The 20,758-nt window shown below is 65.9% G+C and carries 20 protein-coding genes; 6 read left to right on the top strand and 14 right to left on the bottom strand.

Going from position 1 to position 20,758, the window contains the following annotated elements:
* Positions 1–141 precede the first annotated feature (141 nt).
* The 4 genes from BDI24065_RS12445 to BDI24065_RS12430 all read right to left on the bottom strand — a co-directional run bounded on the left by BDI24065_RS12445 (position 142) and on the right by BDI24065_RS12430 (position 2,939).
* The gene (locus BDI24065_RS12445) at positions 142–441 is read right to left on the bottom strand and encodes an H-NS histone family protein (RefSeq protein WP_175031514.1); all 300 of its coding nucleotides are present in this window, start codon (positions 439–441) and stop codon (positions 142–144) included.
* Positions 442–544: 103 nt separating this feature from the next.
* Positions 545–817 (bottom strand): hypothetical protein, encoded by a 273-nt coding sequence (locus BDI24065_RS12440; protein ID WP_175031513.1) that lies wholly within the window; start codon positions 815–817, stop codon positions 545–547.
* A 61-nt stretch (positions 818–878) separates the two neighbouring features.
* Positions 879–1,406, bottom strand: a complete 528-nt coding sequence (locus tag BDI24065_RS12435; RefSeq protein WP_175031512.1) for a BON domain-containing protein — start codon at positions 1,404–1,406, stop codon at positions 879–881.
* Positions 1,407–1,460: 54 nt separating this feature from the next.
* A complete protein-coding gene (locus BDI24065_RS12430) occupies positions 1,461–2,939 on the bottom strand; it encodes a sigma-54 interaction domain-containing protein (RefSeq protein ID WP_175031511.1) in 1,479 nt (492 codons plus the stop codon).
* 316 nt (positions 2,940–3,255) lie between these two features.
* On the opposite strand from BDI24065_RS12430, the gene BDI24065_RS12425 reads away from it, so the two are divergent.
* On the top strand, positions 3,256–4,659 hold the full coding sequence (locus tag BDI24065_RS12425; protein WP_175031510.1) for a GntP family permease: 1,404 nt from the start codon (positions 3,256–3,258) through the stop codon (positions 4,657–4,659).
* Positions 4,660–4,742: 83 nt separating this feature from the next.
* Here BDI24065_RS12425 and BDI24065_RS12420 read toward each other — a convergent pair whose 3' ends face one another.
* Entirely contained in the window at positions 4,743–5,030 is a 288-nt protein-coding gene (locus tag BDI24065_RS12420; protein WP_175031509.1) for a PAAR domain-containing protein, read from the bottom strand.
* Positions 5,031–5,043: 13 nt separating this feature from the next.
* Positions 5,044–6,000, bottom strand: a complete 957-nt coding sequence (locus tag BDI24065_RS12415) for a T6SS immunity protein Tli4 family protein (RefSeq protein ID WP_175031508.1) — start codon at positions 5,998–6,000, stop codon at positions 5,044–5,046.
* Between the two features lie 182 nt (positions 6,001–6,182).
* On the opposite strand from BDI24065_RS12415, the gene BDI24065_RS12410 reads away from it, so the two are divergent.
* Together BDI24065_RS12410 and BDI24065_RS12405 are read left to right on the top strand one after the other, a co-directional pair.
* Positions 6,183–6,677 carry a hypothetical protein gene (locus tag BDI24065_RS12410; protein ID WP_175031507.1) on the top strand — a complete coding sequence of 165 codons (495 nt, stop codon included), beginning with the start codon at positions 6,183–6,185 and terminating at the stop codon, positions 6,675–6,677.
* Between the two features lie 753 nt (positions 6,678–7,430).
* Complete coding sequence (locus BDI24065_RS12405) at positions 7,431–7,694, top strand: DUF4148 domain-containing protein (RefSeq protein ID WP_175031506.1); 264 nt, start codon at positions 7,431–7,433, stop codon at positions 7,692–7,694.
* Positions 7,695–7,771: 77 nt separating this feature from the next.
* Here the strand turns inward: BDI24065_RS12405 and BDI24065_RS12400 are convergent, their stop codons facing one another.
* The 3 genes from BDI24065_RS12400 to BDI24065_RS12390 form a co-directional block, all read right to left on the bottom strand.
* Positions 7,772–8,137: a 5-carboxymethyl-2-hydroxymuconate Delta-isomerase gene (locus tag BDI24065_RS12400; RefSeq protein ID WP_175031505.1), complete on the bottom strand. Its 366-nt coding sequence runs from the start codon at positions 8,135–8,137 to the stop codon at positions 7,772–7,774.
* A gap of 74 nt (positions 8,138–8,211) precedes the next feature.
* Positions 8,212–9,807 carry a thioredoxin family protein gene (locus BDI24065_RS12395; RefSeq protein WP_175031504.1) on the bottom strand — a complete coding sequence of 532 codons (1,596 nt, stop codon included), beginning with the start codon at positions 9,805–9,807 and terminating at the stop codon, positions 8,212–8,214.
* Positions 9,808–10,079: 272 nt separating this feature from the next.
* Complete coding sequence (locus BDI24065_RS12390) at positions 10,080–10,580, bottom strand: GNAT family N-acetyltransferase (protein WP_175031503.1); 501 nt, start codon at positions 10,578–10,580, stop codon at positions 10,080–10,082.
* A gap of 582 nt (positions 10,581–11,162) precedes the next feature.
* On the opposite strand from BDI24065_RS12390, the gene BDI24065_RS12385 reads away from it, so the two are divergent.
* The 3 genes from BDI24065_RS12385 (at position 11,163) to BDI24065_RS12375 (ending at position 15,203) form a co-directional block, all read left to right on the top strand.
* The gene (locus tag BDI24065_RS12385; RefSeq protein ID WP_175031502.1) at positions 11,163–13,514 is read left to right on the top strand and encodes a phosphocholine-specific phospholipase C; all 2,352 of its coding nucleotides are present in this window, start codon (positions 11,163–11,165) and stop codon (positions 13,512–13,514) included.
* A 269-nt stretch (positions 13,515–13,783) separates the two neighbouring features.
* Positions 13,784–14,053 (top strand): hypothetical protein, encoded by a 270-nt coding sequence (locus BDI24065_RS12380; protein WP_011353737.1) that lies wholly within the window; start codon positions 13,784–13,786, stop codon positions 14,051–14,053.
* Between the two features lie 154 nt (positions 14,054–14,207).
* Positions 14,208–15,203, top strand: a complete 996-nt coding sequence (locus BDI24065_RS12375) for a DedA family protein/thiosulfate sulfurtransferase GlpE (protein ID WP_175031501.1) — start codon at positions 14,208–14,210, stop codon at positions 15,201–15,203.
* 54 nt (positions 15,204–15,257) lie between these two features.
* Here the strand turns inward: BDI24065_RS12375 and BDI24065_RS12370 are convergent, their stop codons facing one another.
* From BDI24065_RS12370 to BDI24065_RS12350, 5 genes are all read right to left on the bottom strand, one after another.
* Complete coding sequence (locus tag BDI24065_RS12370; protein WP_175031500.1) at positions 15,258–16,718, bottom strand: OprD family porin; 1,461 nt, start codon at positions 16,716–16,718, stop codon at positions 15,258–15,260.
* A 165-nt stretch (positions 16,719–16,883) separates the two neighbouring features.
* Positions 16,884–17,903: an ABC transporter ATP-binding protein gene (locus BDI24065_RS12365; protein ID WP_175031499.1), complete on the bottom strand. Its 1,020-nt coding sequence runs from the start codon at positions 17,901–17,903 to the stop codon at positions 16,884–16,886.
* Positions 17,900–18,892, bottom strand: coding sequence for an ABC transporter ATP-binding protein (locus tag BDI24065_RS12360; RefSeq protein WP_175031498.1), 993 nt, complete (start codon positions 18,890–18,892; stop codon positions 17,900–17,902). Before BDI24065_RS12360 ends, BDI24065_RS12365 begins: the two co-directional genes overlap by 4 nt.
* A 1-nt stretch (position 18,893) precedes the next feature.
* Positions 18,894–19,796: an ABC transporter permease gene (locus tag BDI24065_RS12355; RefSeq protein WP_174940656.1), complete on the bottom strand. Its 903-nt coding sequence runs from the start codon at positions 19,794–19,796 to the stop codon at positions 18,894–18,896.
* A gap of 13 nt (positions 19,797–19,809) precedes the next feature.
* Positions 19,810–20,748, bottom strand: coding sequence for an ABC transporter permease subunit (locus tag BDI24065_RS12350; protein WP_175016155.1), 939 nt, complete (start codon positions 20,746–20,748; stop codon positions 19,810–19,812).
* Between the last annotated feature and the right edge of the window lie 10 nt (positions 20,749–20,758).

Here is a 20,758-nt window from a genome sequence, read left to right as displayed (position 1 = left end):
CGGGATCCGTTCATTGCGCGGCGTCGCAGTTCAATACGCCATCGGGAATCGCGCCGGGAATGCACAAAAACAAAACGGTGCGACAGCCGCATGGCCGTTCGCACCGTCAGTCAGCACGCGAAAGGTGAGATTTTTCGGGAGTCAGTCTTTAATCAGGAAACGCGCGCGATTCTTGCCGAGCCAGGTTGGCGACCGCCCGCGGCCACTCCAGGTTTCGCCCGTCTTCGGGTTCAGGTATTTCGGCGGCGACGGTCGCTTCGGTTTTGCGGCGGCAGCGGCCGCCCCGACCGGACGAAACCCAAGCTCTTCCGGCGTAATGTCGTATTCCTCGATTTTCGCGCGGATATCGGCAATCGCATCGGCAATCGCCTTTTCACGTTCCTTGTCGATCTTTTGCTGAAGCCGTTCGAGCTGCGCGGACAGTTGCCTGTAGGTCGCCATATGGATGGGACTCCGTGAGTGTTATTCGTGAAAAATAGATGACTCTCAGCCAACAGAAAAACGCTTCGCCCGATCGTGGTCTCCTCAGCCGGCTATCTCGGGATCAATAACCGCTCTTCTTCTTGCATGCGAAGAGAAGATTTCGCGTGGCGTCATCACTCGATTGCTGAAGCACTTCGAAATCCCCGTTGCAGATCGCCCGGGCGTTGTCCGTGCAATTGCTCCAGTCGCTGCCGGTGCATTGCACCTGGGTAGTCGGACGCCCGTCCGAAGTGAACAGCGGCGCGCTGCCGCCACACCCGCCAAGCCCTGCAACCAGAGCCAACACAACGGCCGCCCGAGGCCACCGATAGACCGACGCAAGCATGTGTTTCATTGTTCTTCCCGTCAACCTTTTTTTGAATGTCGCGAGTATGCCATGCGCGGCGCTTCGGCCGTCAGTTCGGCGTGCGGCCGGGTTGCCCGCGCGCCTTGTACGGCAAGCTCTTGCGCGGATCGTCGGTGATGCGAACGAACACCTGCTCGACGTCCGGAAGCGCCTCGAGTTCACGTTGCAACGCCTGCCGATCGAACGCCGTCTCCGCACATCCTTCGACGTAAATGAAACGTCGCTGCACGGTGATCCACAGGCTCGTGCCATGCAGCCGATCGGAACCGGCAAAGTGCGCCTTCACCGCGTCGGCGATCGGCGTGTCATACATATAAGAGTTCGGCTTCGTGCAGCGGTGCGCGAGCCAGCAAGTGGTGCCGCGTTCGGCGCGGTAATGCGCGTCGTCCGTCATTTCGGCCCGGGTCATCCAGGGGCCGAGCGGCAACGGGCATTCGGCCACGTCCTGCGACAGCGCGATGAACGGATCGTTGTACCAGTTGCGCCGCGCCTCGGGCGCGTCGGCGTCGCCGAGCTGCGCGAGCGCCGAAGTCGCCAGCAACAGGGTCAGCCACCCAGCGATGCCGATCCGTTTCATCGTGATCTCCTGTTCGATGCATCACGTCCGAGCGCGTCGGCTTTGCCGATCGGCTTACCGGTCGATGCCGAGCGCCGCCAGTTTCTTGTACAGCGTCGCGCGGCCGATCCCGATGCGCACGGCCGCTTCCACCACCTTCCCGTCGCAGGCCGCCAGCGCGTCGGTCAGGAACTGGCGCTCCCATGCCGCCAATGCATCGGCATACGAAGCGGCCGGCGCAGCAGGCATATCCCCCGCGCGCCGTTCGACCGGCGACACGGCCAGCGGCTGCGCCGGCGCTGCACTGTCCGTCGATACGCGCACCGGTCCAAGGAACGGCGCGAGCGCACGCGCATCGATCACCGACCGGTCCGACAGCATCAGCGCGCGTTCGAGCGTATTGCGCAACTCGCGCACGTTGCCCGGCCACGGATACGCGCACAGCATCCGCAGCGCGTCGTCGGTCAGCTCGCAATGGGCGGCGCGCCCGTGCTGCGCCGCCAGCTCCTCGAGCGTCGCGTAGACGAGCGCCGCGATGTCGGACGCACGCTCGCGCAGCGGCGGCGCGTGGATCGTCAGCACGTTCAGCCGGTAATAGAGATCCGCGCGAAAACGCCCGACCGCAACCAGTGCCGGCAGGTCGGCGCTCGTAGCCGCGATGATCCGGACGTCCGCGCGCACGATCCGGTTCGAGCCGACCGGCTCGAATTCCTTGTCCTGCAGCACGCGCAGCAGCTTGCCCTGCAGCGGCAGCGGCATGTCGCCGATCTCGTCGAGAAACAGCGTGCCGCGATCGGCCAGCTCGAACTTGCCGACACGCCCCTTGCGATCGGCGCCCGTGTACGCACCGGGCGCCGCGCCGAAGAATTCGGTTTCGAGCAGCGTGTCGGGAATCGCGGCGACGTTGACGGTCACGAGCGGCTGGAGTGCACGCGCCGACGCCGCATGGATCGCATGCGCGAGGAGTTCCTTGCCGGTGCCCGTCTCGCCGAGCAGCAACACCGGCGAATCGACCTGCGCGGCGCGGCGCGCCTGGCGCTTGGTTTCGAGGCTCGCGGCGCTCGTGCCGACGAAGCTCGCGAACGTGTATTTCGCGCGGCGCGCCTGCGCGAGCGAGCGCTGCGTCGCGATCAGTTGCTGCTGAAGCTGTGCGTAGCGGGAAAAGATCGGCGTGAGCGTCTTCAACTGGTCGAACAGCGCGAAGCCGATTGCGCCGACCGTCTCGCCGGCCTCGTTCTTCAGCGGCAGGCGCGTGACGACGAGCGGCTCGCGGCCCGTCTCCATGATGTCGAGCAGGATCGGCTGCCCGGTCGACACGACCTCGCGCATCAGGCTGTTCGGGATCACGGCCTCGCAGTCGAGGCCGACGGCCTGCTGCGGATCGGCGAAACCGAAGCGCGCCGCGTACCGCTCGTTCATCCACACCACACGCGCATCGCGATCGACGACCACCGTGCCCGCGCTCGAATCCTCGAAAGTGCGGAACAGCGACTCGGCGGCGCGCCGCAGCACGTCGCCGTAGTTGACGGGCAGGCGGGCCCAGTCATTCATCATCGTGTCTTCGTCTCCGTGTATTTTCGACCGGTTGTCTCCGGAACGAGACGGATTATCTCACTCTGGAGACACGCCGCAATGCGTTGTCCGGGAAAGCCCTGCCCGATTCCACGGGCTGGCCGGACGGCCATTTCGTCTCTGGATCGAGACGTTTTATGTAGAATCCTCAGACAACGACCGGCGCGGGCCCGCCGGTCTCCGGCGGACCCATGTCCGGCGGCGCAATCCGGCCGATGGCACGAAACCTGCACGAACCTGAGCCGGTCCGCGGCGCGTCGCGCGATCGAACAACAACCAAAGCCATTAGGAGACTCCCTTGTCTTTCGTGATCGTCCTCGCCGCGCTGGCGTTCCTGATGTTCGCCGCGTATCGCGGCTACAGCGTGATCCTGTTCGCGCCGATCGCCGCGCTCGGCGCGGTGCTCCTGACCGAACCCGCCGCCGTCGCACCGGTCTTCTCCGGCATCTTCATGGAGAAGATGGTCGGCTTCGTCAAACTGTATTTCCCGGTGTTCATGCTCGGTGCGGTGTTCGGCAAGGTGATCGAACTGTCCGGCTTCTCCGAGTCGATCGTCCACGCGGCGATCCGGTACATCGGCCGCTCGCGCGCGAATGCGGTGATCGTCGCGGTGTGCGCGCTGCTCACCTATGGCGGCGTATCGCTGTTCGTCGTGGTGTTCGCGGTCTACCCGTTCGCGGCCGAACTCTATCGCCAGAGCAACATCCCGAAACGACTGATGCCCGGCGCGATCGCACTCGGCGCGTTCTCGTTCACGATGGATTCGCTGCCCGGCACGCCGCAGATCCAGAACATCATCCCGACCACGTTCTTCAAGACGACCGCGTGGGCCGCACCGGCGCTCGGCACGATCGGCTCGCTGTTCATCATCGTCGTCGGCCTCAGCTACCTGGAATGGCGCCGCCGCTCGGCGATGGCGAAGGGCGAAGGCTACGGCACGTCGCTCGTCAACGAGCCGGAGCGCGTCGAGACGACGTCGCTGCCGAATCCCGCACTCGCGATCCTGCCGCTGATCCTCGTCGGCGTGTCGAACTTCGCGTTCACGAAGCTGATCCCGCAGTGGTACGGCGCCGCGTCGTACACGGTCGCGCCGGACGTGCTCCCGGGCGTGCATGCACCGGTCACGGCGTCGATCAAGACGGTCGTTGCGATCTGGTCGGTCGAGGCCGCGCTGCTGCTCGGCATCGTGCTGGTGGTGCTGACCGCGTTCAAGCGCGTCAGCGATCGCTTCGCCGCCGGCTCGAAGGCCGCCGTCGGCGGCGCGCTGCTCGCCGCGATGAACACCGCGTCGGAATACGGCTTCGGTGGCGTGATCGCCGCACTGCCGGGCTTCCTGGTCGTGGGCGATGCACTGAAGAGCATTCCGAACCCGCTCGTCAACGCGGCCGTGTCGGTCAGCTCGCTCGCCGGTATCACGGGCTCGGCGTCGGGCGGCATGAGCATCGCGCTCGCCGCGATGTCGGACCTGTTCATCAAGGGTGCGCAGGCCGCCAATATCCCGCTGGACGTGCTGCACCGGGTCGTCGCGATGGCGAGCGGCGGCATGGACACGCTGCCGCACAACGGCGCGGTGATCACGCTGCTCGCAGTCACGGGCCTCACGCACCGCGAGTCGTATCGCGACATCTTCGCGGTCACGATCATCAAGACGCTCGCCGTGTTCTTCGTGATCGCCGTGTACTACTCGACGGGGCTCGTGTAACTGACCTGCCTCGATTGCATGGTCGCCCCGATGCTAGACCTTCGCTCAAGATTTCAGGGAAGTCATACCTTGGCGATCACGAGCTACGTCAGTGTGTATGAGGTCGACTGCGAGGCAATGAGCTTCGGAGGGGGGGAGCATTTGCAGATGCAAAGGTCGTCGCTTAGAGCGGCCTCGCGCGCATCAGGCCCGGTCATCGAGTGGCGCGGGCCTTCGCACTTGATCACCCCGACTGAGCCACAAGCGGGACACAGGACCGGATCGTTCTCGTAGGCTTGTTCTCGACCGTGCAGGAGGTCGCCGGAGGCGCCCCCCTGCACCACACCGCCTGCAGTTGTGGTGTCTCCCTTGACGATATCGAAGCGTTTCATGGTCGGGTCCTAATCACTTCGGTCCGCGATAGTGGAAACTTGCAAGCACCGCGTCCCATGCTTGAATGGCTTGCGCCCGGTCGACGGGAGACGTCGCCTCGGAGGCGGGCGTTCCTTCGTCGGGCGCCGCACCGAAAAGTAGTTGCACACTGAGGTTTGGCTTGGACGGATCACCTGGAACGCCTGGCGAATACAGGTAAAAGTGATAGGCCTGGATGCCATCGTCTTGGATATGCACCGCGAACTCTGCGGCTTTCATGCCGGCCACTTCGTGAGTCCCTTTGCGAAGTACATCCATATTTCCAGCGTATTGTTTGAGGGTAGCGTCGGCTTTCGATAGGTTATCCAGGGGGGAGTTTTTGCTATCTCCCTCGACAGATTCCCGCATTGTCACAATAAGGTTGGATGGCCGCCCTTGGACCAGGCGTGCGGCGATCGAAGCGTCGAAGCCGGGCATCGGTCTTCCGCCAATCGCTCCTCCTCGGAAACAGAACGCACCGTCGGAAGGAACGTCCCAATCCGATCTCGGATGGATGTTCCGCAGAATCTCGGAGGCATTCGAGATTGCCGACTGATCGTACGTCGCGCCAAATCGGTTCTTCAAGACGAAGAGGGTGCCGTTCGATTCAGCATAGCCCTCAACGTCATAGACGAGATCTTCCGGCTTGTCGTCGTAGCGACCGTAAACAAAGAGTCGCGACGCTGCACTCGGCTCGACGGTTTGATGGAGCCACGGGCTCTTCGTCGGCGCGAATGCCTTGTGCGGATCTTCACGCATTGAGGTACGTAGTTCTTGCTCGCGCGCGCTGACGCGCGACACGAACTCAGACTGGCTGACGTTGGGGACGGGCTCGATGGCATAGCCCATGTACTTGTAGTCCTGAACGTACACGTCGGTCGCGTGAGGAAGATCAACCGCAAATCGACCAATACACCAAGAGCGAGTGTCGATCATAACCGGTTGAGACATAGAGGACTCCGATGGTTTCTGCTGTGTACAGGCAACCGCGCCGAGCGCTGCGATTGCCAACGGAAGAATGCTGCGATGAACTTGACGTATCAAATTTCCCATGCTCAGGTTTCTATCGATTTCACGATCTTCACTACGCTGTATAAAGTTGCCCATCGAGCCCAAGGGTGGGTGAAACAGCCTTGATGATCGAAACCGCGTTGCTCGAAGGCGACTTGTACCTGTTGACCAGCTTCGTTTGTCGCTTAACCTTAACGATGCGCGCTTATGCGCGAGCATCTGCGACCCAGTTGTCCCTAGAAGTGGCTGGCGCGATGTCAATCAACGTTAGTGTGAACGCTATTGGAACAATAGTTCGGCAAGTCCGCGCCTTAACGGCACCACCTGTGAAGAAGGTGCCCAAGTCCGCTCGGCCGCTTTTGATAGGTGTATGCGGCCTGGCGTTACTTCACCCGACATCAAGGATATGGCTGTCTGCGAATGTGATCGGCATTCTCGACAAAACAGCGAGTGTCGCTGCAACAATGATGCCAATTCTTGCCTCGCTGCAAGAGGACCACGTCGACGCGCGTGACACCAGTAGCGCTGTACTTGCCGAACTTCAGAACGAACTGACAACGCGGTATCTAGCGGATGTCAATTTGACGACGCGGGGTTCAGACGAAAAACTAGCGTGAAACCAGGCTCGCTTCTACTTGCCTCCAATCAACCTGGAGCAAGGCTCAATGTCAGATGTGACCACACAGAGATACGGTCAATTCTAAGCAAGATGTGGCAACCCGCTCAAAAACCCGGTGCTCGGATGCAATGTGCTCGAAGGTTCGTGCAGACAGCGGCACCGCGTACAAACTTCAAGCGCGCGGCCCTTTGCGCGAACAGTCGCGACACCCTCTTCCGAGCTTAGTTCTCTTAGCAAGGCGAAGCTTTGTTTGGGCGATGAAGACCTCTCGAATTTTTCCGCATTTCGTACAGAGCACCTCGTAGGTCTCGTACTTCAGGGTGCCGTCCGTTTGCCTAATGGAAGTACCCTTCCACTTTTGGCCTTCTACCAGCCTCATGCCATGCTTCTGTAGGAGCGTATCAAACTCATTCAGTCGCGCCAATCGATCAAGCCCAATCTTCGCCGCGGTCTTCGCATCTGCTTCCCCTAGCAACCAATCAAACTCTGCGTCTATTCAAACTTAAATTAGACCGTTGTCAGCACTCCGGGCCGCCGCCCGCCGGCCGCGTCGATGCGGCCGGCTTCGCCTCCGCTCCTCCCCTTTTAGCCGCGCGCCGCCCAGGCGCTCTCGCCGGCTCACTCATTGTTGTCTGCAGCAGAACACTACGTTGGGCGTAGCGGCATTTTTCGCGCGTCGGGCGAGGCCTACACTGCTTTCGACGGTCACCGTATGCGATCGGCACCGTCGAAACCCTGGAGGTATCCGCTCATGAACCCGCTGCTCCGCACCATCGCCCTCGCGGCCGCCATCGCCGCTCCCGTCGCCGCGTACGCGCAATCCAACCCGCCGCTCACGCGCGCCGAAGTCCATTCTGAAGTGGTTGCGCTGAGAAAAGCCGGCTTCCAGCCGAGCGACTGGTTCTACCCCGCCAGCATTCAAGCCGCCGAGGCGAAGATCGCCCGGCAGCAGGGCGCGCCGCGGGCCGCGGGCGCCGGCTACGGCAATCGCGGCGCGTACGCCCCGGGCCAATAGTCCGGTTTCGGATACGCCGGCTGCGCGCGCGTCATCGCCCCGCTCCCGGCCCGCACAGCACGCACGGCACCGCCCGGTCAGCGCGGCTCGATGCTCGCTTTCGCGTAGGACTCGCGTTCCAGTTCGAGTATTTCCGCGCACAGCTGCAGGTGCGTGCCGGGCGGCGCGACGACGTGCCGCTTCAGTTCCGCCAGCACCTGCTCCGAGAGTTCGCGCTTGACATCGATCGTCCGGCCGCTCAGCACGGCGAGCTTCGCGTGGACGAACGCGCGCGGCGACGGCGACGTGCCGACCGCGAACGTATCGAACCGCAGCGCGCGGCTCTTGATGTCGAGCTCGTCGAATTGGCCGGACGCGGCAAGCGCGGCGTTGAGCGCGCGCAGGGTCGCGCCGGCGTCGAACCCGTCGAGGTTCGCGGAATATTCGAGCGTCAGGTGGGGCATGGTGTCGGTGGTCTCGTGGGTATCGGGAAAAGCGCCGGCCGGCATCCCGAAAGCCCGCGCAGCGCCACCGGATGCTATGCCTTGACCGGCTGGATCAGGCGCGTGCAGGCGCTTGCCTGCGGATCGCCGGCGGGCAGTTTCCCACAGATGCCATCGAACTGCTTCACGACCGACCTGACCGATGCATCGTGTGCACCGCCGCCGCGCCAGCGGTTCAGCTGCGTCACGACCTTGGTCAGCGCGCGCAGGTTCGCGCCGTAGAACGCGTCGCGCGTCTTGTCGGCCTGTGCGAGCACGCTCGCGGCGATCCCTTCGATGCGCGCCGAATCGTCCGGCGCCAGTTCGACCGCATTCGCAAAATAAGTCGCGCCCCAGCGCAGCTTCGTCGCCGGCCCGCTCGCCGCGTCGTACGCCTTGCGGTACCAGTCGAGCGCCGCGGCCTTGTCACCGCGCGCCTTCGCATTCGCGGCCAGCCCGGACATGAAGTAGTACGGTGTGGACGAACGCGGCAACTCGGCCTTCAGCAACGCATCGGACTCGTCGTACAGACCCGCGTCGGTCAGCGTATCCGCGCCTTCACTGACGAGCGCCTGCCGCTCGTAGGCATTCGCGGCGCCCTGCACCGATGCGGCGATCTGTTTGCGCGCGGTATCGGCCAGCGCCGGCGCGGCAAGCGGCGCGCCCTTGCGCGCATCGCCGCGCGCGAGCAGCACGCGACCATGCAGCGCCATCAACCGGTCGATCGACGACAGCGTGGTATCGGTCGACAGGCGCGCCAGCGCCGCGTCATACGCGCCGCGCAATTTCGTGCGCTGCGCGTCGTCGCCGCCGAGATATGCGACCACACGTGCGGGCGCGGCGACCAGCACGTCCGAATCGGCACGCGACAACGCAGGATCCTGCAGCACCGTGCGCAGCGCATCGGCAAGCGCCGCCTTGTCGAGCGTGCCGGCCTGCGCCGGATCGTCGGACGCGGCGACCACGGCCGACTTCAGCGCAAAGCGCGCCGATTCAGCCTTCGCACCGGCCGCCCGCGCGCGTTGCGCGAGCGACTGCAGCGTCTCGGCGACGCGATCGGCCGCCACCGGCAGCGCACCGTCGGTATCCCACGAATAGTCGGCCAGCAGGCGCCATTCGTCCGGCGTCAACGATGCACCGTTCTTCAGCGCGGTCGCGAGCGTCTGCCGCACCGGATGCGCGGCCGTCATCCCGAGCGACAGCGCCTGCATGTAGCGATCGAGATCGGCCTCGCCCGGCAGCCGCGTCACTTCGGTGCCGTCGGGACGGAACAGGATCATCGTCGGATAGCCGTGCACCTTGAAACGCTCGCCGAGCTTCTGCGCGCTTTCGGTATCGCCGTCGAGATACACGGGCACGAAGAACGACGAGCGGGTCTTGAATGCCTGCTGGCTGAAGATCGTCGACTTCACCTGGTTGCACGACGGGCACCACACCGCGCCCCAGTAGAGCAGCAGCGGCTTGCCGGTGCGCTTCGCCAACGCGAACGCAGCGTCGACATCACCGTGCTGCCACGCGATGCCGGGCGGCAGGTGTGCGCCGTCGGGCGATGCGCTTGCCACCGGGGCGCCCGTGGGCGTGGCAGCGGCAAACGCCGCACCCGCGGCGGCGAGCAGGCAGGCGGCGGTCAGATTCCGGAGAGCGGTTTTCATCGAAGCGGGTCCGTTGAAAGAGACGGTTGCGGGAAGGTGCGGCGCGCGAAGCGATGGCTGTGAAGCGACAGCCATGAAGCGATGACGATGAAACCTGCCGACGTGCAACGCCGCGCATGATCGTTACGGAGAAGTGCACGCCGGCCGAGGCGACCGGCAAATCCTTCAACGATACGACGAGCACAGCCGGGTGAAAACGAACGAATTCTCGAATGAATATGACGCGCGGCATCGCGGCCGTGCGTGCTGCCGGAAACGCGTCGGCCGAGCCTTCACTGCCGTGCCTTGATCCGCGCCATGTGATACACGGACTCGTGCACGCCGTCGCGCAACGCATAGCCCGGCGATTCGCCCTCGATCCGGAAGCCGTGCTTCTCGTAGAGCGCGATCGCCGCGCGGTTGTCGGTGAACACGGTCAGCTCGAGACGCGTGACGTTCAGCCAGTTTTCCGCGAGATCGATCGCGGCCGCGAGCAACCGGCTGCCGACGCCGTGCCCGTGATGCGCCGCGTCGACCATCATGCCGAGCCCTGCCGCATGACGCCGCCGCGGATTCTGTTCGGGATGCAGGCCGAGGTGGCCGACCACCACGCCGTCGATTTCGGCGACGAGGCTCACGCCGCGCTCGGCCACGCCATCGAGCCGCTTCTGCCATTTCTCGAGCGACGGAAACGGATGCTGCAACGTATTCGCGTACACCGCGGGATGCGCGGCGATCTGCCGGATCGCGTCGACGTCGTGCGTCTCGCTGTGCCGGATCGTGATGTCGGTCATGGGTGGGCCGGTTCCGAAAATTTGCGCTGAAGGCGCGGACTGCGCGTACGCGCAGCAATGTGTCGAGCTTATCCGATTTCACGCATTTGAAACATGGTCGTCACGTCGTCGCACGTCATGTTGCATCCGCAACGAACTTCGCCACGCGATTCGAACGGAATCCGGAAAAATCTGACCGGTCACGCATGCGGCGACCGGTAATTCCTGACCTTTTTCAACCGCGCATTGCGCCTGAACGAATCGTTGCGCACGCAACGTCACACACGCGACATGCGATGTCATGCGTTCATCACGTCGACGTCACGCCGTCTCCCTAGACTGGGCGCCGCCCGACCCGGCATGCGCCGGGCCGGTGTGTGCCGACGTCCCGGCCCGCGCATCACGAGCGCGCGTCGCGCAGGGTCGCGGCGACGGCCAGCGTATCCGCGCGACACCATGCATCGCGCGCGATGCGCACCTCCGCCCCGCGCGGCCGACGCACTCGAATGCACACGCCGCGCGAATCGTCCCAAGGGGGGGGCGACGCATGGGCACCGCCAGACGAAGTCACGAACGCTCCCATCATCACAGGACCCGAACGCCATGACGTCACGCCGCAAATTCCTCCAGCAGACCGCCACTTCCGGCCTCGCCGCCGCCGCGCTGTCCGCGTTTCCGCCGAGCATCCGCCGCGCGCTCGCGATTCCCGCGTTTCACGAGACGGGGACCATCAAGGACGTGAAGCACGTCGTGCTGCTGATGATGGAGAACCGCGCATTCGACAGCTACTTCGGCACGTTCAAGGGCGTGCGCGGCTACGGCGACCGCTTTGCGGTGCCGTCGCCGAACGGCCGCAACGTGTTCTACCAGACGTACACGAAACCGACGCCCGCCACCACCGTCACGCCGTATCACCTCGACGCGAGCCAGGGCAACGCGCAGCGCGCGGGCGGCACGCCGCACACGTGGGCCGATGCGCAAGCCGCGTGGGACCACGGCCGGATGAACCGCTGGCCCGACGCGAAGACGCCGCTGTCGATGGGCTACTACGACGCGGCGGAAGTGCCGTTCCAGCGCGCGCTCGCCGATGCGTTCACGCTGTGCGACCACTACCACTGCGGGATGCACACGGGCACGATCGCGAACCGCCTGTTCTACTGGAGCGGCACCAACGGGCCGAACGGCATCAGCCCGGCCGACGGCAGCCGCGTGAAGATCGCCGCGCTGAACAACCAGTTCAACGGCGGCAACGACATCGGCCCGTCGAGCCAGGGCTGGACCTGGACCACCTACGCCGACCGGCTGCAGCAGGCCGGCGTGAACTGGAAGGTCTACCAGAGCCTGATCGACAACTTCGGCTGCAACGAGATGATGAGCTTCCGCCACTGGCGCGCGGCGATCGAGCAGATGCCGCCCGCGCGCCGGCCGGCGTACGTCGCGTCGACGGACATCACGCAGCCCGTGACGGCGGCCGGCGCGTTCTACGACCCGGCGATCGACGATCCGCTGAGCCCGCTCGCGAAGGGGTTCGGCAACACGATGCCGTACGGTTTCCTCGAATCGTTGCGCGACGACATCCGCAACGGCACGCTGCCCGAGGTGTCGTGGATCATCCCGCCGTCCGTGTACAGCGAACACCCGGGGCCGTCGAGCCCCGCACAGGGCGGCTGGTACGTGCAGGCCGTGCTCGATGCGCTGACGGCGAACCCGGAGGTATGGAGCAAGACCGTGCTGCTGGTCAACTACGACGAGAACGACGGCTTCTTCGACCACCTGCCGTCGCCGGCCGTGCCGTCGCGCAACGCCGACGGCACGCTCGCGGGCGGCCATACGCTGCCGGATGCCGACGTCGCCGCCGAGTACCACGACTTCACGCCGGCCACGTCGAGCCAGCCGGCAATCGACGGCCGTCCGTACGGCCCGGGCCCGCGCGTACCGATGTGGGTCGTGTCGCCGTGGAGCCGCGGCGGCTGGGTCAACTCGCAGGTGTTCGACCATACGTCGACGCTGCTCTTTCTCGAAAAGCGCTTCGGCGTCGCGGAGCCGCAGATCAGCGCGTACCGCCGCGCGGTGTGCGGCGACCTGACGAGCGCGTTCAACTTCCGCTCGCCGAACAACGAACCGCTGCCGACGCTCGCGGGCCACACGACGAAAAGCCAGGTCGACGCGCTGAGCGCCGCGCAGCAGGCCGCGCCGAAGATCGTGCCGCCGGCCGCGCCGTCGCTGCCCGCACAGGCCACCGGCGTGCGCCCGTCGCGCGCGCTGCCTTACGAACTGCATGCGAGCGCGCGTGCCGATGCCGGCAACGGCACGGTCACGCTGAAGTTCGCGAACACGGGCCGCGCCGCCGCCGTGTTTCACGTCTATGACAAGTTGCACCTCGACCGCCTGCCGCAGCGCTACGTCGTCGAACCGGGCAAGACGCTGCACGGCGACTGGGCCGCGCGCGCCGACAACGGCGGTAAATATGACCTGTGGGTGCTGGGCCCGAACGGTTATCACCGCCGCTTCACCGGCGACCTGAGCCGCCTGGCCGGCGCACGCGCACCCCATCCGGAAGTTCGCGTCGGCTATGCGGGGGCGAGCGGCAACCTCCACCTGAAGCTGCGCAACCACGGCGGCGGCACGGTGCGCTTCACCGTGAAGTCGAACCAGGTCTACGGGCCGCTGTCCGGCCGCGGCGCACACGACGATCGCGGTCGTGGCCAGGGCAACGAGGACGGCAACAGCCAGGGTCGCGGCCACGAGCACGGGACCGGTACCACGTGGACGGTCACGGTGCGCGCCGGCGACCAGGCCGAACTGCACTGGACGCTCGACTCGACCGGCCACTGGTACGACTTCATCGTCACCGCGGACAGCGACGCGAGTTTCTCGCGCCGCGTCGCCGGCCGCGTCGAAACCGGTCGCCACTCGGTCAGCGACCCGGCAATGGGGCTCGCCGACCGCTTCTGATGCCGCCGCGGCGACACGCGTTGCACCACGTGTCGCCGCTCGCGCGGGCCCGGCCGCGAACGGCGGTCAGGCGCCGGCCGCGGCCGCGCGCGATCCGGCTGAAACGCCCGCCCCGCGCGGCTCAAACATCAGAAGGATCGGTGGTTCATCCCTCATTTCACCCCACGAAAATGCTCCGAATTGCGGCCCGTTCGCGTTAAACTGCGTCAAGCTGTATTCAACAAAGACATCTTCGCCACTACGGCATCCACGATACGAGGATAGGTTCGATGCGCACTACCGGCTCATCCGGGGCAATGACCCTGCTCACCGAACACGACCCGGCCGACGGCCGCGAACTGCGCTCGCTCCGGCTCGAAGCAACCGGCGACGGCAAGAGCGTGCTGCTGATCGAGATCGACGAACGCAAGCCCGGCATCCATCGCGAAGTCCGCTACGAGATCACGCCGGCCGAACTGATCGCGGCGATCCGCTCGCACGGCGCCGAGCTCCCCGGCGAAAACCACGGCGCCGCGTCGCTCGCCCGCACCTCCTCCTGATTCCGAACAGTGAGCCGCGCGCAGCGCGCCGGCTCACCTACATCCCCCTGCCGCCGTCAGGCGCTTTGCGCAATTCCCTCCGCTGACTTGAAAAAGGCCGATAATCGGCCCATCTGCGTGCTTTCCGCACGCGTTTCCTTTTCGGTCAGCCGTCATGCTCCTCCGTGACCTCGTCGCCCAATACGGGCCGCTTCTCGTCTTCGCCAACGTGCTCGCGGCGGCCATCGGGCTGCCGGTACCCGCGATGCCGACGCTCGTGCTGTTCGGCGCGATGTCCGCGATGCATCCGGCGATGATCGGCTCGCAACTGGTCACGGTGGTCGCGCTGTCGGTGCTCGGCGCACTGATCGGCGACACCGTGTGGTACCTCGCCGGCCGGCGCTTCGGCGGCACGACGCTGAAGACGATCTGCCGGCTGTCGCTGTCGCGTGACAGCTGCGTGAAGAAAACCGAACGCTTCTTCGGCCGCTACGGCGTGCGCGTGCTCGCCGTCGCGCGCTTCATTCCGGGACTGTCGCTCGTGTCGGTGCCGATGGCCGGCGCGTTCGGCACGCGCTATCGCACGTTCGTCGGCTACGATGCGCTCGGCGCCGCGCTGTGGACGATCGTCGGGCTGATGGTCGGGCTGATGTTCGCTCGCCAGATCGACTGGCTGTTCGCCGGCGCGGGCCAGCTCGGCCGCGTGGCGCTGCTGGTGGCCGTCGCGGTGCTGGCGGTGTACGCGGCGATCCGCTGGATGCGCCGCCGCGCGCTGATCCGCCAGCTCGCGAGCGCGCGGATCGGCGTCGACGAGCTCGACGCGATGCTGCGCGATACGTCCGCGCCGGTGGTCCTCGACGTGCGCTCGCCCGAGCATCGCAAGCTCGACCCGTTCACGATTCCCGGCGCGCAGTTCGCGGACGAACGCCAGATCGGCGACATCCTCGCGCGCTATCCGTTCTCGCAGAAGTTCGTCGTGTACTGCTCGTGCCCGAACGAGTTCACGGCCGCGTTGATGGCGAAGCGCCTGCTCGACGCAGGCTTCACCGATGCGCTCGCGCTGCGCGGCGGCCTCGATGCATGGCGCGATACGGGCCGCCAGCTCACGTCGCTCGTGGAAGACATGCCCGCTGCGAACGATCCGGTCGCGGGGCTGCACAAGCCGGCCTGATCGTTTCGATCGAAGGCCGGCCGTGCGAGGCGGGGGCGCATGCGCCCCCTTCGATCAGAACGCGTGCAGCGGCAGGTTCACGACCAGACGGTACTCGGTGTTCGTCGCGTCCGAGTAGTGTGCCGAACCGGCGTGCCACATCGCGATGAACGTGACCTTCGTGTCCTTCAGCTTGCCGCTCTGGAACGTGTACGACGGGATGAAGCCGAACTCGTGGTGACGGCCCTGCACCGGCGCGCCGTTGCTCCAGTAGATGCTCGACTTGCTCGGGTCGTTCGCCGCACCCGCGCTGCCGTCCGCACCCCAGCCCGTCACGCCCCAGACCATCGCCTTGAAGCCAGGCAGGCCCGCTTCCTTGCCGTAGAACGTGTAACGCAGCTGCAGCGACTTTTCGTGCGGCGCGTTGTAGTCGACGTCCATCGAGTTGGTCAGGAAGATGCCGTTCGTTTCGTTCAGGTAATCGAAGAACTGGTCGCCGAGCACCTGCTGGAAGCCGAGCAGCAGCTCGTGCGGGCCATGCTGTGCGGCCAGCGACAGGCTGTATGCGTTGTTGTCGATCTTGCCTTGCAGTGCATCGCCCGTGTCATGCGTCGAGTAGACGTTGCCGAAGCCCGTCCACTTGATCGTCTGCGGGCTGCCGATGCTGTGCTTCACCGACGCGTAGTACTGGTGCCACACGTCATCGGCCTGGTTCGCGTACAGCGCGACTTCACCGTTCGGCGAGTAGTCCCACGTGCCGCCGACATACGACAGGCGATTGATGCGCGTGCCGCCGTACTGCGTCGTCAGGTTGGTGAGCGTCGTGTGACCGCGCGCGTCGGTCTTCGTGAAGCTGCCGGCCTCGAGCATCACGTTCTTGAATTCATTGCTGACGATCGTCGCGCCGAGGAACGTCGGCGGCAGCGCACGGTTGTCGTGCTGCTCCATGAACGGGTTGTCGACGGCCTGCAGACCGTACTTGACCACCGTGTTCGAGATGCGTGCCTTGATGTCGTAGATGCCCGGGTACGCCCACGCGAGCTGGTTGCCGCCACCGCCGCCCTTCGCGATGTGCACCATGCTGCCGGCGCCCTGGCCGCCGTCGAGCTTCAGCGCCGCATACAGCGATGCGTCGAAACCGATACCGATCAGGCCCGTCGTATAGCCCGACTCGAAGTTCGCCATCGCGCCCTGGACCCACGCGTGGCGATGCGGCCCGCCCTTGGCGTCAAGCACGTCCGCATAGTTACGGAACAGGAAGTTGAGGTGGCTGTCGGCAATGAAGCCCTTCGACTGCGACTGGGCCGACGGCTCGTCGGGCGGCGTGACGGCCTGGGTCGCTTCGGCGTTGACAATGGCGTTCGGGGTCGTTGCCTGCGCAACGGTTGCGCCCGGTGCGGCCTGGGCGACCGTCAGCGGTGCGGGGGCCGCGTCGTCGGCGTGCGCGACGCCCGTCAGCGAGACACCGGCGAGTGCCGGCAGCCCCCATGCGAGCAGCATTTTCGATGCCGTCCCGATCGTCTTCTGTTTTTTCATCGTAATTCTCGTCTTGTGTTGATATCGTCCACGCCGGTTGCGATCCGCTCCCGGCCCCCCGGCGCGCCCGGTTAAGGACGCGCCTGTACCCGCGGCGCGAAGATCGTTCGCGCCGCACCTACCCCTGTTGACCTGCCTTGGTTATGTTTGCTGCGTCACTTCAGCTCACGCCACACCCGCGCGGATGCACGCGACACGCGCGGCCGACCCCTGCCGAACTTCCGGCAGCGGCACGTCCTGCGCGCACGCTTCGATCGCAACCGGGCAGCGCGTGCGGAACGCGCAGCCGGACGGCGGGTTGAGCGGCGAGGGCATCTCGCCCGCCAGCAGCATCGGTCGGCGAGCACGCTCGCGCGCCGGCTCCGGCGTCGGCGCCGCATCGAGCAGCGCCTTCGTGTACGGGTGTTGGGGCACGCCGTACACGTCATGCCGCGTGCCGAACTCCATCACGCGGCCGAGATACATCACGAGCACACGCTGGCTGATGGCCTTCACCACCGCCAGATCGTGTGCAACGAACAGATAGGACAACGACAGTTCGCGTTGAAGGTCGCGCAGCAGGTTCACGATCTGCGCCTGGATCGACACGTCGAGCGCCGATACGGGTTCATCGCAGATCACGAGCTTCGGCTCGCCGATCAGTGCGCGTGCAATGCCGACACGCTGGCACTGCCCGCCGGAAAATTCGTGCGGATAGCGCAGCAGGTGATGCGCGTTCAGGCCGACGCGTTCGAGCATCGTGACCACGCGGCGGCGCACCTCGGTGCGGCCGAGGCCGCCCTGGTGCGTAACGAGCGGCTCCGCGACGACCTGTTCGATCGTCATGCGCGGATCGAGCGACGCGAGCGGATCCTGGAAGATCATCTGCACTTCGCGCCGCATCGTGGTGCCGCGCAGGTGATCGGGCGCCACGGCTTCGCCGCGCCATTTCACCGTGCCGGCCGTCATCGGCACGAGGCCGATCAGCGCGCGCGCGAGCGTCGACTTCCCGCAGCCCGATTCGCCGACGAGCCCGACCGTCTCGCCGCGCTTCACGTCGAACGACACGCCGTCGACAGCGCGCAGCGTCCCCTTCGGCGACCACGGATAGCCGCCGAGCGGCACGCGGAAATGCACTTTCAGACCGTCGACGGACAGCAGCGTGTCGTCCGTCGCGCCGGCATGGCGGCGTTCATTGACGCTCATCGCAGACCTCCCGTCAGATCGGCCACGGGACGGTGGCACGCGCGCACCGCGCCCACGGCGCCATAGGTTTCGAGCGCAGGGCGCGCCGCGCCGCAGCGTTCTTCCGCATACGTGCAGCGCTTCGCGAACGCGCAGCCGGCCGGCGCGGTGCCGGGCATCGGCGGATTGCCGGGAATCGCGACGAGCGGCGCATCGTCCGCGTCGGTCAGGCGCGGCAGCGCGTTGAGCAGGCCGATCGTGTACGGATGCGACGGCGCCGCGAAGATCGATTCGGCCGGCGCGTATTCGACGGTGCGGCCCGCATACATGACCATCACGTCGTCCGCGAGGCCCGCGACCACGCCCATGTCGTGCGTGATCAGCACGATCGCCGTGCCGCGCTCGCGATTCAGCTCGCGCAGCAGGTCGATGATCTGTGCCTGCACGGTCACGTCGAGCGCGGTGGTCGGTTCGTCGGCGATCAGGACTTCCGGCTCGGACAGCAGCGCCATCGCGATCATCACGCGCTGGCGCATGCCGCCCGAGAACTCGTGCGGATACATGCGGATGCGGCGTGCCGCGTCCGGAATGCGCACCGACTCGAGCGCCTCGATCGCGCGCTTCGTGGCTTCCTTGCGCGACAGCTTGCGATGCAGCTGCAGCGTCTCGGTCATCTGCCGCTCGATCGTCAGGAACGGATTGAGCGACGTCATCGGATCCTGGAAGATCATCGCGATGCGGTCGCCGCGCACCTTGTTCAGCGCGCGCGAATCCATCTCGAGCAGGTTGTCGCCGCGATAGCGCGCGGCGCCGCTCGTCGTGCCGTTGCCGGCCAGCAGGCCGAGCAGCGCCATCACGGTCTGGCTCTTGCCCGAGCCCGATTCGCCGACGATGCCGAGCGTCTTGCCGGCTTCGAGCGAGAACGACACGCCGCTCACGGCGTCGACCGGCGGCGCATCCTTGCGCGTGAAGCGCACGCCGAGGTTGTCTACTTCTAGCAGTGCACCCATTTCAGCGATCCTTCGGGTCGAGCGCGTCACGCAGGCCATCGCCGACGAAGTTCACGCAGTAGAGCGTCACGCACAGCATGACGGCCGGGGCCAGCAGCAGCCACGGCATCGATTCCAGTTTCTGCGCGCCGTCCTGGATCAGCACGCCCCAGCTCGTCATCGGTTCCTGCACGCCGAGGCCGAGGAACGACAGCACCGATTCGGTCAGCACGATGCCCGGCACCGAGACCGTCGCGTACACGACGACCACGCCGAGCAGGTTCGGCACGATGTGGCGGAGCACGATCGATGCCGGCGACACGCCGATCGCCCGTGCCGCATCGACGAACTCGCGGTTGCGCAGCGACAGCGTCTGGCCGCGCACCACACGCGCCATGTCGATCCACGAGAACGCGCTGATGGTCAGCACGACCAGCATGAACGAGCGGCCGAACAGGGTCATCATCAGGATCGCGATCAGCAGGTACGGGATCGCGTACATCATGTCGACGATGCGCATCATCACGGAGTCGACGCGGCCGCCCGCGAAGCCCGCGGTGGCGCCCCATGCGACGCCGAACAGGCCCGACACGAGCGTGCCGAGCAGGCCGACCTCGATCGATACGCGGCCGCCGATCAGCGTGCGCACCAGCAGGTCGCGGCCGAGCTCGTCGGTGCCGAACCAGTGCTGGTTCGCCCAGGTCGGCGGCAGGCTGATCGAGCCCCAGTCGCTCGCGGCGGGATCGGCCGCGAGCAGCCACGGGCCGACGAAACACGTGAGCGTGATCAGCACGAGCAGCACGAGGCTGAACACGGCTGCACGGTTGTGAAGGAAGCGCGCCATCGCAAGCGCGAGCGGCGAGCGCGAACGCGGCGGCGAGTCGGTCTGCACGGGCAGGCCGACGACAGGAGTAGTCGGAGTCATCGCTGTGCCTCGATCAATAACGGATGCGCGGATCGAGCCACGCGTACGCGAGGTCGACCAGCAGGTTGAACAGCACCGCGCAGACGGTCGTCAGCACGACGAGGCCGAGCACCAGCGTGTAGTCGCGGTTGATGGCGCCGTTCACGACGAGCTGCCCGAGCCCCGGCAGCGCGAACACCGATTCGGTGACGACGGCAGCCGTGATCGACGAGATGCAGACCGTGCCGAACAGCGACACGACCGGCATCAGCGCGGGCTTCAGCGCGTGGCGCAGCACGATCGTCGAGCCCGGCAGGCCCTTCGCCCGCGCGGTGCGGATGTAGTTGCTCGACAGCGTCTCGATCATCGAGCCGCGCATCACGCGCGCGAGCAGCGACATGTTGATGAAGGTCAGCAGCACGATCGGCAGCAGCCGGTACTGCCAGCCGCCGTCGCCCCAGCCGCCCGCCGGCAGCCAGCCGTTGCCGGACGACGTCTTCAGCAGGATCGCGAAGATCCACACGAGCACGGGGCCGAGCACGAACGGCGGGATGACGTTGCCGAAGTTGCCGATCAGCATCACGAAGCGGTCGATGAAGCTGTCGCGGCGCACGGCCGCGATGGTGCCGAGCAACACGCCGAACCCGATCGAGATCGGGATCGACACGCCGCCCACGCCGAGGCTCACGGGCAGCGCCTTCTTCACGAGATCGTTCACGGACCAGTCGACGTAGCGGAACGACGGGCCGAGATCGCCGTGCAGCAGCGCGTTCAGGTACATCAGGTACTGCTTCCACAGCGGCTCGTCGAGGTGATACTTCGCGTTCAGGTTCGCGAGCGTTGCCGCGGACAGCTGCTTCTCCGTATCGAACGGGCCGCCGGGCGTGAAGTGCAGGAGCAGGTAGCAGACGGTGACGACCGCGAGGATCGTCGGCACCGCCCACAACGTGCGCCTCAGTGCGTAGGCCAGCATGATCGCTCCG

This window comes from Burkholderia lata (assembly GCF_902499025.1).
Classification (GTDB): Bacteria; Pseudomonadota; Gammaproteobacteria; order Burkholderiales; family Burkholderiaceae; genus Burkholderia; species Burkholderia lata_C.
The sequence above is the reverse complement of the archived record's forward strand: the minus strand, read 5'-3'. Positions and strand labels throughout refer to the sequence as shown.

What these genes read in the sequence shown, in the direction of transcription:
- BDI24065_RS12445 (WP_175031514.1), bottom strand. Translation starts at nt 441, where the DNA reads ATGGCGACCTACAGGCAACTGTCCGCGCAGCTCGAACGGCTTCAGCAA.
- BDI24065_RS12440 (WP_175031513.1), bottom strand. Translation starts at nt 817, where the DNA reads ATGAAACACATGCTTGCGTCGGTCTATCGGTGGCCTCGGGCGGCCGTT.
- BDI24065_RS12435 (WP_175031512.1), bottom strand. Translation starts at nt 1,406, where the DNA reads ATGAAACGGATCGGCATCGCTGGGTGGCTGACCCTGTTGCTGGCGACT.
- BDI24065_RS12430 (WP_175031511.1), bottom strand. Translation starts at nt 2,939, where the DNA reads ATGATGAATGACTGGGCCCGCCTGCCCGTCAACTACGGCGACGTGCTG.
- BDI24065_RS12420 (WP_175031509.1), bottom strand. Translation starts at nt 5,030, where the DNA reads ATGAAACGCTTCGATATCGTCAAGGGAGACACCACAACTGCAGGCGGT.
- BDI24065_RS12415 (WP_175031508.1), bottom strand. Translation starts at nt 6,000, where the DNA reads ATGTCTCAACCGGTTATGATCGACACTCGCTCTTGGTGTATTGGTCGA.
- BDI24065_RS12405 (WP_175031506.1), top strand. Translation starts at nt 7,431, where the DNA reads ATGAACCCGCTGCTCCGCACCATCGCCCTCGCGGCCGCCATCGCCGCT.
- BDI24065_RS12400 (WP_175031505.1), bottom strand. Translation starts at nt 8,137, where the DNA reads ATGCCCCACCTGACGCTCGAATATTCCGCGAACCTCGACGGGTTCGAC.
- BDI24065_RS12395 (WP_175031504.1), bottom strand. Translation starts at nt 9,807, where the DNA reads ATGAAAACCGCTCTCCGGAATCTGACCGCCGCCTGCCTGCTCGCCGCC.
- BDI24065_RS12390 (WP_175031503.1), bottom strand. Translation starts at nt 10,580, where the DNA reads ATGACCGACATCACGATCCGGCACAGCGAGACGCACGACGTCGACGCG.
- BDI24065_RS12385 (WP_175031502.1), top strand. Translation starts at nt 11,163, where the DNA reads ATGACGTCACGCCGCAAATTCCTCCAGCAGACCGCCACTTCCGGCCTC.
- BDI24065_RS12380 (WP_011353737.1), top strand. Translation starts at nt 13,784, where the DNA reads ATGCGCACTACCGGCTCATCCGGGGCAATGACCCTGCTCACCGAACAC.
- BDI24065_RS12375 (WP_175031501.1), top strand. Translation starts at nt 14,208, where the DNA reads ATGCTCCTCCGTGACCTCGTCGCCCAATACGGGCCGCTTCTCGTCTTC.
- BDI24065_RS12370 (WP_175031500.1), bottom strand. Translation starts at nt 16,718, where the DNA reads ATGAAAAAACAGAAGACGATCGGGACGGCATCGAAAATGCTGCTCGCA.
- BDI24065_RS12365 (WP_175031499.1), bottom strand. Translation starts at nt 17,903, where the DNA reads ATGAGCGTCAATGAACGCCGCCATGCCGGCGCGACGGACGACACGCTG.
- BDI24065_RS12360 (WP_175031498.1), bottom strand. Translation starts at nt 18,892, where the DNA reads ATGGGTGCACTGCTAGAAGTAGACAACCTCGGCGTGCGCTTCACGCGC.
- BDI24065_RS12355 (WP_174940656.1), bottom strand. Translation starts at nt 19,796, where the DNA reads ATGACTCCGACTACTCCTGTCGTCGGCCTGCCCGTGCAGACCGACTCG.
- BDI24065_RS12350 (WP_175016155.1), bottom strand. Translation starts at nt 20,748, where the DNA reads ATGCTGGCCTACGCACTGAGGCGCACGTTGTGGGCGGTGCCGACGATC.